The 9,536-nt window shown below is 60.9% G+C and carries 7 protein-coding genes and 1 pseudogene; 2 read left to right on the forward strand and 6 right to left on the reverse strand.

All coding sequences use genetic code 11. The annotated features are described in order from the left end of the window. Positions 1 to 223: 223 nt before the first annotated feature. Together Q0331_RS05870 and Q0331_RS05875 are read right to left on the reverse strand one after the other, a co-directional pair. A complete protein-coding gene (locus tag Q0331_RS05870; protein ID WP_298075523.1) occupies positions 224 to 799 on the reverse strand; it encodes an RNA polymerase sigma factor in 576 nt (191 codons plus the stop codon). A gap of 13 nt (positions 800 to 812) precedes the next feature. Beyond that, on the reverse strand, positions 813 to 1,358 hold the full coding sequence (locus Q0331_RS05875) for a hypothetical protein (RefSeq protein ID WP_298075524.1): 546 nt from the start codon (positions 1,356 to 1,358) through the stop codon (positions 813 to 815). 311 nt (positions 1,359 to 1,669) lie between these two features. On the opposite strand from Q0331_RS05875, the gene Q0331_RS05880 reads away from it, so the two are divergent. After that, positions 1,670 to 3,247: an AMP-binding protein gene (locus tag Q0331_RS05880; protein ID WP_298075525.1), complete on the forward strand. Its 1,578-nt coding sequence runs from the start codon at positions 1,670 to 1,672 to the stop codon at positions 3,245 to 3,247. Positions 3,248 to 3,289: 42 nt separating this feature from the next. Here Q0331_RS05880 and serB read toward each other — a convergent pair whose 3' ends face one another. From serB to nrdF, 3 genes are all read right to left on the reverse strand, one after another. Further along, positions 3,290 to 4,660 carry a phosphoserine phosphatase SerB gene (gene serB / locus Q0331_RS05885; protein WP_298075526.1) on the reverse strand — a complete coding sequence of 457 codons (1,371 nt, stop codon included), beginning with the start codon at positions 4,658 to 4,660 and terminating at the stop codon, positions 3,290 to 3,292. A 707-nt stretch (positions 4,661 to 5,367) separates the two neighbouring features. Further along, positions 5,368 to 7,065 carry a cytochrome c oxidase subunit I gene (ctaD, locus tag Q0331_RS05890; RefSeq protein ID WP_296111151.1) on the reverse strand — a complete coding sequence of 566 codons (1,698 nt, stop codon included), beginning with the start codon at positions 7,063 to 7,065 and terminating at the stop codon, positions 5,368 to 5,370. Between the two features lie 239 nt (positions 7,066 to 7,304). Then, positions 7,305 to 8,300, reverse strand: a complete 996-nt coding sequence (nrdF, locus tag Q0331_RS05895) for a class 1b ribonucleoside-diphosphate reductase subunit beta (protein ID WP_298075527.1) — start codon at positions 8,298 to 8,300, stop codon at positions 7,305 to 7,307. Positions 8,301 to 8,641: 341 nt separating this feature from the next. On the opposite strand from nrdF, the gene Q0331_RS05900 reads away from it, so the two are divergent. Next, positions 8,642 to 9,130 (forward strand): ferritin, encoded by a 489-nt coding sequence (locus Q0331_RS05900; RefSeq protein WP_298075528.1) that lies wholly within the window; start codon positions 8,642 to 8,644, stop codon positions 9,128 to 9,130. 97 nt (positions 9,131 to 9,227) lie between these two features. Here the strand turns inward: Q0331_RS05900 and Q0331_RS05905 are convergent. Beyond that, a pseudogene (locus Q0331_RS05905) lies at positions 9,228 to 9,536 on the reverse strand (ribonucleotide-diphosphate reductase subunit alpha); the annotation flags it as partial.

Genomic DNA, 9,536 nt, shown 5'->3' on the forward strand with positions numbered 1-9,536 from the left:
CGGTGTGGTACCCCGAGGAGAAGCTGGTCGTGCTTTCCAACGGCAAGTCTGATGACACCAAGGAAAGCTTCATTGAGATGCTGAAGTTCTACAACCTGATGCCACAGGACTAGCCCCTCAGCGATCGGCACAAGTTAGAGCCCCACCCACCGAGCAAAGCTTGAACTGCTCGATGTTGTGGGGCTCTTTGCTGTGCTTGTTTGCGGGGGCAGTGCCTGACTGTTTATGCGCTGGTGACGCCGGCCTCCACCAGTGCCGCCTTCAGCTTCGCACGCGCGCGATTGATGCGTGACTTAACCGTTTGAATGGGAATCCCTTGGTGGGCGGCGATGTCCTGGTAGCTCATGCCCGTGTATTCGCGCAGGACGATGACTTCGCGGAAGTCATCCGGCAGCTGCGCCAACGCCTGTCGCACGACCATTGCCGAGGTAACCTGCGAGCCGACTTCCGGGGTCTGCGCAACCTCGTCCACGCCCGCGTCCTCTTCCGGAACGTCCCGGCGGGAGCGCACGATCTGCAGCGCAGCGTTGGAGGCAATGCGGTAGGCCCAAGTGGAGAACCTGGCGCGCCCGTCGAACTTCTCAATGTTCTTCCACGCGGAGGTCAGTGCGTTCTGCAGCGCATCCTCCGCGTCGGCGCGGTTGCCGGTGATGGACAGGCAGACAGAGAACATCCTGCCCCATGCCTGGCGCGCTAAACGCGCGAAAGCCTGCTGGTCGCCCTCATGGGCTTTGGCCAGCAGGTCGCGTTCCTCTTCGCGGGTGAGTTCTTTCCGTGGGTTGTTAGATCCGTTAGACATTTCTGGCTTCCCCCTACATTCCGCTGAGGTCGGTCAGATCGTCCGGGTGATCATCGCCGTAATCGTGGCCATAATCATCTTCGCCGTAGCCGGTGACATCCGCGGCCGGATCTGAAAGCTCAGCTGCAGGATCAGTGAGCTCGCTCAGATCGTCAGAACCACCCAGATCGTCTAGATCCTCGTGCTCTGCCGCGCCGGTATCCACGTCGTCGCCCGAAGCATCACTGGTGAGGTCATCCGCCGAGGTGGCGTCATCAACCAAAGAACCAGAATCGTCGAGATCCGCAAGATCAACCTCGTGCGAGGCCTCATCTTCCGAAGGGGCTTCCGCACCTTCCTCCGGGAAGGAATCCAGGTCGGGAATCAGATCCCCCTCGGGCATCTCGGTGTTCGGATCCATGGCGACGTCCAACATCGAGTTGAACAAATCGTCGAGATCCTGCGCTTCGTTGCCGAACAGTTCCTCCAGCGGGGGAAGAATTGGTGCGTCTGCCTCGGTATCAGCGGATGGGCCAGCCATGTGTCCTCCGTTTTCGATCGAATCACTCTTTGTGCTCATCGTTCACCTCCTTCCACCAGCATCCGCAGTACAACAAAGAACGCACTGAAGCAGATGAACCACTCAAACCCGCTTCAGACGATTGTGTAATGCGTGCAAGGCGGCGAAAGTTCCCGCGAGTAATAAAAGAATTACCTTAAGAGATTACGCCCGATCTCGCACGCAGTTCAATAGGACGGGCACGAGGTTCAATACCGATTCGCACCATCGGAAAGTTAGCAGGACGAAACATAAAAAGTGATGTCGGCTAAAGCACATGCCGACTACAGTGGAGACGAAGAACAACCGCGAACGGATAGGAGCCCGACGCAATGCCCATTAAGAGCGACCGCCCGGACATCGAACTCAGCCCGCTGGGTCTCTACGACTACGTCTTCGGCGACCTCACCACGGAGGAAGAAGACCGCGTCGCTGTCATCGACATCGCCGATGGCTCCGAAACGACCTTCGCACAGCTGCAGAACTACATCGAGTCCACCGCCGGCTGGCTGGTCAGCAAGGGCATCAAAAAAGGCGACGTGGTGGCGCTGCACCTGCCCAACTCCCTGAACTTCATCGTCGCCGCCTACGGCCTGTGGCGCATCGGCGCCGTCGTATCGCCGCTGTCGCTGCTTTCCACGCCGGAGACCGTCACCGCGCAGATTGAGGACTCTGGCGCGAAGATGCTGCTTACTGTTGCCGCGCTTGGTGACGCTTCGTCCCAGGGGGCAAAGGATGCAGGAATCGCAGAAGAAGACATCATCCACCTGGATACATCCAAGGGCATGCAGCAGATCATGGCAGAGCGCCGCACTGCTCCCGAGGTAGAGATCAACCCGGACGAGGACCTGGCGGTACTCCCCTACTCCTCCGGCACCACCGGCCTGCCGAAGGGGGTGCGCCTGATGCACCGCCAGCTGGTGGCAAACGTGCAGCAAGGCCAGGACATCGAACTGCTGCGTCGAGACGATACGGTGTACGCGGTTCTGCCGTTCTTCCACATCTATGGCCTGACCGCGCTGGTGAACCTGGCGCTGGCGCAGCGCGCCAAACTGGTAGTAGTGCCGCGCTTCGAGCTGCAAAGCTTCCTGGAGCACCACCAAAAGTTCGAGGTGAACTTCACTCTGATCGCTCCGCCGATCGCCGTGCAGCTGGCGAAGCACCCGATGGTGGAAAACTACGACTTGTCGCGCATGCGCGGGGTGTTCAGCGGTGCGGCCACGCTGGATGAGGACCTGGCCCTGGCACTGGAGAAGCGCCTGGGCATCCACGTGCAGCAGGGCTATGGCATGACCGAGACTTCGCCACTGGTGCACGCTAATGTCTCCAAGGACATCAACCGCGGTTCCATCGGCAAGCCCTGCGCCAACACTGAGAGCAAGCTCGTGGATCCGGAGACTCTGGAGGAGATTCCGCTGCCCAGCGAGGGCGTATCCGAGGTGGGCGAGCTATGGGTCCGCGGGCCGCAGATTATGGCCGGCTACCTGAACAAGCCAGAGCAGACCGCCGAGGCCCTGCCTGGCGACGGCTGGCTGCGCACAGGCGACCTGGCGAACAGCGACCCGGAGGGCAACGTCCACATCGTGGATCGTCTGAAGGAGCTGATCAAGTACAAGGGCTACCAGGTTCCGCCCGCAGAGCTGGAGTCGGTACTGCTGAGCCACCCGGAGATCGCAGACGCCGCCGTGATCGGCGTGCACCGTGCCTCTGACGGCGAGGAACTGCCGAAGGCCTTTGTTGTGGCCCAGCGCGGCTCTTCCCTCAACGAGCAGCAAGTGATGGACTTCGTGGCCGAGCGCGTGGCGTCCTACAAGAAGATCCGCATTGTGGAATTCGTGCAGGGCATTCCGAAGTCCTCCACGGGTAAGATCCTGCGCCGCGAGCTGCGCGAGCGCGAGCGCTCGGCTTAAAGCGCGGCGCGGGCGCCGGGCAGGCGGTTGCGGGGGCGCCAGTTAGTTCTCGACGATCGGCACTCGGCGGTACGTGCCGTCGCGGAGGTCGGCGTCCTCAATTTCGTGGCGAGAAATGCCAAGAATGAACAGCACCTGATCCAGGAAGGGGTAGTTCACAGAGGCGTCGGCGATCTCCTTGAGCGCTGGCTTTGCGTTGAAGGCGATGCCCAGGCCAGCAGTGGAGAGCATGTCGATGTCGTTCGCGCCGTCGCCGACCGCGACGGTCTGGTTCAGCTGGATGCCGTTGGACCAGGCGAACTCCTTGAGGCTTTCTGCCTTCGCCTGACGGTCGATGACCGGGCCGATCACGCGGCCGGTGAGCTTGCCGTCGACGATCTCCAGGGTGTTCGCGCGGGCGAAGTCGAGGTCCAGCTCGCGGGCTAGTGGCTCGATGACCTGGATGAATCCACCGGAAACCACGCCAGCCTTGTAGCCCAGGCGCTTCAGAGTGCGGATGGTGGTGCGGGCACCAGGGGTCAGCTGGATGTCGTGGGCTACCTTCTCCACCACTGCGGCATCCAGGCCGGCGAGGGCCTTCACGCGCTCGTGCAGGGATTCGGCGAAGTCCAGCTCGCCGCGCATGGCGCGCTCGGTGACGGCGGCAACCTCTTCCTCACGGCCGGCGTAGGCTGCCAGCATTTCAATGACCTCGTGCTGGATGAGGGTGGAGTCTACGTCGAAGCAGATTAGGCGCTTCGCCCGGCGGGCCAGGCCGGCGCGCTCGATGGCAATGTCCACGCCGACTTCCGAGGTGAGGGTAGCCAGCGCCTTGCGCAGCGGCACGCCGCCGCCGGGTGCCGGGTTGGCGACGGTCAGGTTAAGCTCCAAGCCGGTGACCGGGTAGTCCGCGATGCCGGTGATCGTGTCGATATTCGCACCGTAGTCCGCCAGGGTCTGGCCAATGCGGGAGATGTGCGTGGCCGTCAGCGGGCGGCCCAGCACCACCATCACGTGCGTGGAGTGCGGACGGGTGCTGGAAAGATTGTCGTCGGCCTCGACGCTGACGCGCATGCCGTAGGAGGCCAGGGTTTCTTTAAGTCCCTCGCCGAGCGGTTCTAGGTCTTCTTGTCCGACGCCCACTAGCGCCGCCAGCGACAGCTTCCCACGGAAGACGGACTGTTCAATGTCGAGTAGCTGCACTCCGTAGGAAGACAGTACGCGGAAGAAGGCCGCGGATACGCCGGGCCGGTCGGGTCCGGTAACGGTAATCACGCTGGGCGCGAGGCCTTCCTGCAGCGTGTCCTCGAGAGCAGTCTCGAAGTGCGGATCATTGGCCGGGCCGGCTGCGTGCTGCGAAGCGGCGGGCGGGGCGGCAGCGGGCTGCTGATCGGCGGAAGTGTTGGGGTTATTGGCGTTATCAGAGGTAGTCACGGGCTATATTGTCCCACTTCCCCGCGAGAAGTGATAACCGAAACTGTATAGCCCCCGTTTCAGCTCCCCCGCGTTGCCAACAGGTCATCGCCCACCATTTCCCACTGCTTCCACCCTGTCGCCCCCACCCCCATACTGCTGCTGCCGTCCCGCCTGCCACACTTCTCCGGTGCCCAGTCGCCCTGCGCGGCTTTCAACCGACTAAATGTCGCTGAATCGGGATTCTGTGCGAGCAGAATCAGGCCCCACATTTCCTTCAAGCCCCTGACCTGCACTTTTGCTTATTGCAAACTACTCTTATTAAACAGATTCCCGATCTAACGACATTTCAGGAGAGCTGGTCGGCGCGGTGGACAGGCATACAAGCCACCAGACGACCCCGGCACACAGATTCCCGATCTAGCGACATTCCGGGCAATTTCGGACCCCACCAGACGACCTTCGGCGCAGCGGGACGACCCTCGGCGCAGCAGGCCAACATGAGGCGCAGCGGGACGACCCTCGGCGCAGCAGGCTGGCGGCCGGCATCCAAGCCCCCGCCCAGCTCCGCCCTCCCCCCCCCGCCAGGCTCCCGCCCCAGACCCCGAGAATGCGAAAATCCACACCCCGCGTAGTTGAGGTGTGGATTTAAAGCCTGGCCAGCCGCCAGGCACCTAGCGACTGCGCTGGGCAGTGGCCGGGTGAGAGGGCGTCACTAGAAAGTGCGCTTAGAAGTGGCGACCAACGTGAGCCTCGTCGCGCATGCGCTTGACCATGTGCGGGTGGTGCAGCTCGAACGCCGGGCGCTCGGAGCGGATGCGAGGCATGGAGTTGAAGTTGTGGCGCGGCGGCGGGCAAGAGGTTGCCCACTCCAGGGAGTTGCCGTAGCCCCACGGGTCATCGACGGTGACGACCTCGCCGTAGCGGTAGGACTTAAAGACGTTCCACAGGAACGGAATCATGGAGATCGCCAGGATGCAAGCACCAACCGTGGAGATCTGGTTCAGGGTGGTGAAACCATCCGTCGGCAGGTAGTCAGCGTAACGACGCGGCATACCCATGTTGCCCAGCCAGTGCTGCACCAGGAAGGTGGTGTGGAAGCCGATGGTAACCAGCCAGAAGTGGATCTTGCCCAGCTTCTCGTCCAGCATGCGACCGGTCATCTTCGGGAACCAGAAGTAGATGCCAGCGAAGGAGGCGTAGGTCACGGTACCGAACAGGGTGTAGTGGAAGTGAGCAACCACGAAGTAGGTATCCGAAACGTGGAAGTCCAGAGCCGGGGAAGCCAGCATGACACCGGTCAGACCACCGAAGAGGAAGGTGGCGAAGAAGCCGACCGCGAAGATCATCGGGGTCTCGAAGGTCAGGCGGCCCTTCCACATCGTGCCCAGCCAGTTGAAGAACTTCATACCGGTCGGCACGCCGATCAGGAACGTCATGAAGGAGAAGAACGGCAGCATCACGGCGCCGGTCACGAACATGTGGTGCGCCCACACAGCCATGGACAGCGCAGCAATCGACAGGGTTGCGAACACCAGGCCGACGTAGCCGAACATCGGCTTGCGGGAGAACACCGGGAAGACCTCGGACACGATGCCGAAGAACGGCAGTGCCAAGACGTAAACCTCAGGGTGGCCGAAGAACCAGAACAGGTGCTGCCACAGGATAGCGCCGCCGTTACCAGCGTCGTAGATGTGGCCACCCAGCTTGCGGTCGTAGAAGACACCCAGGGCTGCAGCGGTCAGCAGCGGGAAGATCAGCAGAACCAGCAGAGAGGTAACCAGGATGTTCCAGGTGAAGATCGGCATGCGGAACATGGTCATACCCGGCGCACGCAGGCACAGGATGGTGGTGATCATGTTCACAGCGGAAGCGATGGTACCGATACCACCAACGCCGACGCCCAGGATCCACAGCTCAGAGCCGACACCCGGAGAGTGCACAGCGTCTGCCAGCGGCATGTACATGGTCCAACCGAAGTCAGCAGCACCACCCGGGGTCAGGAAGCCGAGCAGCATAACGACACCACCGGCGGTGGTCATCCAGAAGCCGAAGGCGTTCAGACGGGGGAATGCCACGTCAGGCGCGCCGATCTGCAGCGGCAGGATGTAGTTCGCGAAACCGAACACCATCGGGGAGCCGTACAGCAGCAGCATGATCGTGCCGTGCATCGTGAACAGCTGGTTGAACTGCTCATTGGACAGGAATTGCTGGCCCGGCGCGAAAAGCTCGAGACGGATCAGCAGGGCCATCAAGCCACCAACCATGAAGAAGGTGAAGGACATGATTAGGTACATGATGCCCAGAAGCTTGTGGTCGGTCGTGGTCAGCATCTTCCATGCGAGGCTGCCACGCGGTGCCTCACCGAAAGGCGCAGGCCGAGCCGGGGAAACCTCATGGCTTTCCCTAGGCGCTACTGCGGTCATTAGTTCCTCCTGACTACGCGTGACCTGCCCTTTTCCTCTTGCGAGCCTTAAGTAACCCACAGGATTCTTTGAGCCGGTCACCCAAAAGAATGTTTCCTCTGCCCCGTTCCCGCTGGGTCGGTCTCGTCAACAACCGGCCCGAACAGACGCAGAATGCTTACATAGTATCCCGTTAACGCGCATTTCAATAGCCGTGGACGGTGCGCAGTTAATAGATCCCACGTTTTCGGGGGTGCTAATTAGAAGTCCCAGTCGTCGTCGACGGTGTTCTCAGCCTTACCAATTACATAGGAAGAGCCGGAACCGGAGAAGAAGTCGTGGTTCTCGTCGCCACCCGGGTTCAAGGCGGAGAGGATCGCCGGAGAGACGCGAGTCTCGTCAGCCGGGAACAGCCCCTCGTAGCCCAGGTTATTCAGTGCCTTGTTGGCGTTGTAGCGCAGGAAGCGCTTCACGTCCTCAGTCCAGCCGAGCTCGTCGTACAGATCCTCGGTGTACTGCGCCTCGTTGTCGTACAGCTCCAGCAGCAGGTCGAAGGTGTGCTCCTTCAGCTCTTCCTGACGCTCCGGGGTCTCGTTCTCCAGCGCGCGCTGGTACTTGTAGCCGATGTAGTAGCCGTGCACGGACTCATCGCGGATGATCAAACGAATAATGTCCGCGGTGTTGGTCAGCTTCGCGTGCGAGGACCAGTACATCGGCAGGTAGAAACCGGAGTAGAAAAGGAAGCTCTCCAGCAGAACGGAGGCAATCTTCTTCTTCATCGGATCTTCACCCTCGTAGAAGTCGAGGATGATATTAGCCTTGTTCTGCAGCTTGTCGTTCTCCTCCGACCAACGGAATGCGTCGTTGATCTCCGGCGTGGAGGCCAGCGTCATGAAGATAGAGGAATAAGACTTCGCGTGGACGCTCTCCATGAAGGAGATGTTCGTCATCACTGCTTCCTCGTGCGGGGTGGCCGCATCCTCGATCAGCTTCACCGCGCCGACGGTGCCCTGGATGGTGTCCAGCATGGTCAGGCCTGTGAACACGCGCATGGTCGCCTGCTTCTCCATGTCGTTCAGCGTGGACCAGCTGGGCACGTCGTTGGACAGCGGCACCTTCTCTGGCAGCCAGAAGTTGGCGGTGAGGCGATCCCACACCTCCAGGTCCTTCTCGTCCGGAATGCTATTCCAGTTGATGGCGGCTACCGCATCGCCGTCGACGCGGTGTACGGGAGTGTGGGGTGCGTGCGCACTCATCGCTTGCGTGTCTCCTTCTTCACAAAACGTGCTGGTTTTCTCGCTGACCCTCAGCTTGTGCACTTCGCCCCATCGTACCCCGTTTCCGCGACGCGCCTAACCCTCGGCCATTACCCCCATTGTGGGGGTCTTGCTAGTGACGCCCTCAGCGTGTACTGGAGCCGGTTTCAGCCCGGAGCTGAGGGCGTCACTAACTAAAGAGCACGTCAGGATCGGTTTACAGGGCAACCTAAGTAAAGGCAGGCTCACCGACCAAACAATGCATCCTGACCTGCATTGATAATATAAGGGTAGCCTGCGTTTGCTAGCCGATTAGATGAACCCTGGGTACGTTAAGCGGCATGGAAATTAACGAGAAGTTTCAAAAGCAATTGAACGAACAGGTCACCGCCGAGCACCAGGCTGCGCTGGTTTACACGCAGCTGGCTTACGAGCTGGACCGTCTCTCCTTCGACGGTATGAGCAGCTGGATGCAGGCGCAGGCCGATGAGGAGCGCGAGCACGCTCAGAAGTTCGCGCAGCACCTGCTGGACCGCGATGCGCGCGTGGACATCGAGACCGTTGAGATGCCTTCCCTGAAGATCTCCACCCCGCTGGATGCCTTCGAGGCTTCCCTCGAGCACGAGCGTAAGGTCTCCGCGCTGATCCGCGAGCTGGTGAAGACCGCCGACGAGGTCGGCGACATTGACTCCCGCAACCTGCTGAACTTCTTCCTGGAGGAGCAGATCGAGGAGGAGGCCACCGTCAGCGGCATTATCGACCGCATCAAGCTGGTGGGCAACGATGGTTCCGGCCTGCTGCGCATCGACGCCGAGCTGGGTAACCGCTAACAGCCATTAGGAACGGCCACTCAAAGGCCAATAAGAAAGAGCCGACTGGGATTCCTCCCAGTCGGCTTTTCGTGTTCGGTGGGGGCCACTCCCCTATTTAGAGCATGCAGCTAACGCAGCCCTCGACCTCCGTGCCGGTCAGGGCCGTCTGGCGGAGGCGGATGTAGTAGATCGTCTTGATCCCCTTGCGCCATGCATAGATCTGCGCACGGTTGATGTCTCGCGTGGTGGCGGTGTCCTTAAAGAACAGAGTCAGCGACAGGCCCTGGTCCACGTACTTCGTGGCCACAGCGTAGGTGTCGATGATCTTTTCGTAGCCACTCTCGTAGGCGTCCTCGTAGTACTCCAGGTTCTCGTTCGTCATGTACGGAGCCGGGTAGTACACGCGGCCGATCTTGCCCTCTTT

This window comes from uncultured Corynebacterium sp., from assembly GCF_937999985.1.
GTDB lineage: Bacteria > Actinomycetota > Actinomycetes > Mycobacteriales > Mycobacteriaceae > Corynebacterium.

Excerpts from the sequence above, each read along its gene's own strand:
- Q0331_RS05880 (WP_298075525.1), top strand. The coding sequence starts at position 1,670 with ATGCCCATTAAGAGCGACCGCCCGGACATCGAACTCAGCCCGCTGGGT.
- Q0331_RS05900 (WP_298075528.1), top strand. The coding sequence starts at position 8,642 with ATGGAAATTAACGAGAAGTTTCAAAAGCAATTGAACGAACAGGTCACC.
- Q0331_RS05875 (WP_298075524.1), bottom strand. The coding sequence starts at position 1,358 with ATGAGCACAAAGAGTGATTCGATCGAAAACGGAGGACACATGGCTGGC.
- Q0331_RS05870 (WP_298075523.1), bottom strand. The coding sequence starts at position 799 with ATGTCTAACGGATCTAACAACCCACGGAAAGAACTCACCCGCGAAGAG.
- nrdF (WP_298075527.1), bottom strand. The coding sequence starts at position 8,300 with ATGAGTGCGCACGCACCCCACACTCCCGTACACCGCGTCGACGGCGAT.
- ctaD (WP_296111151.1), bottom strand. The coding sequence starts at position 7,065 with ATGACCGCAGTAGCGCCTAGGGAAAGCCATGAGGTTTCCCCGGCTCGG.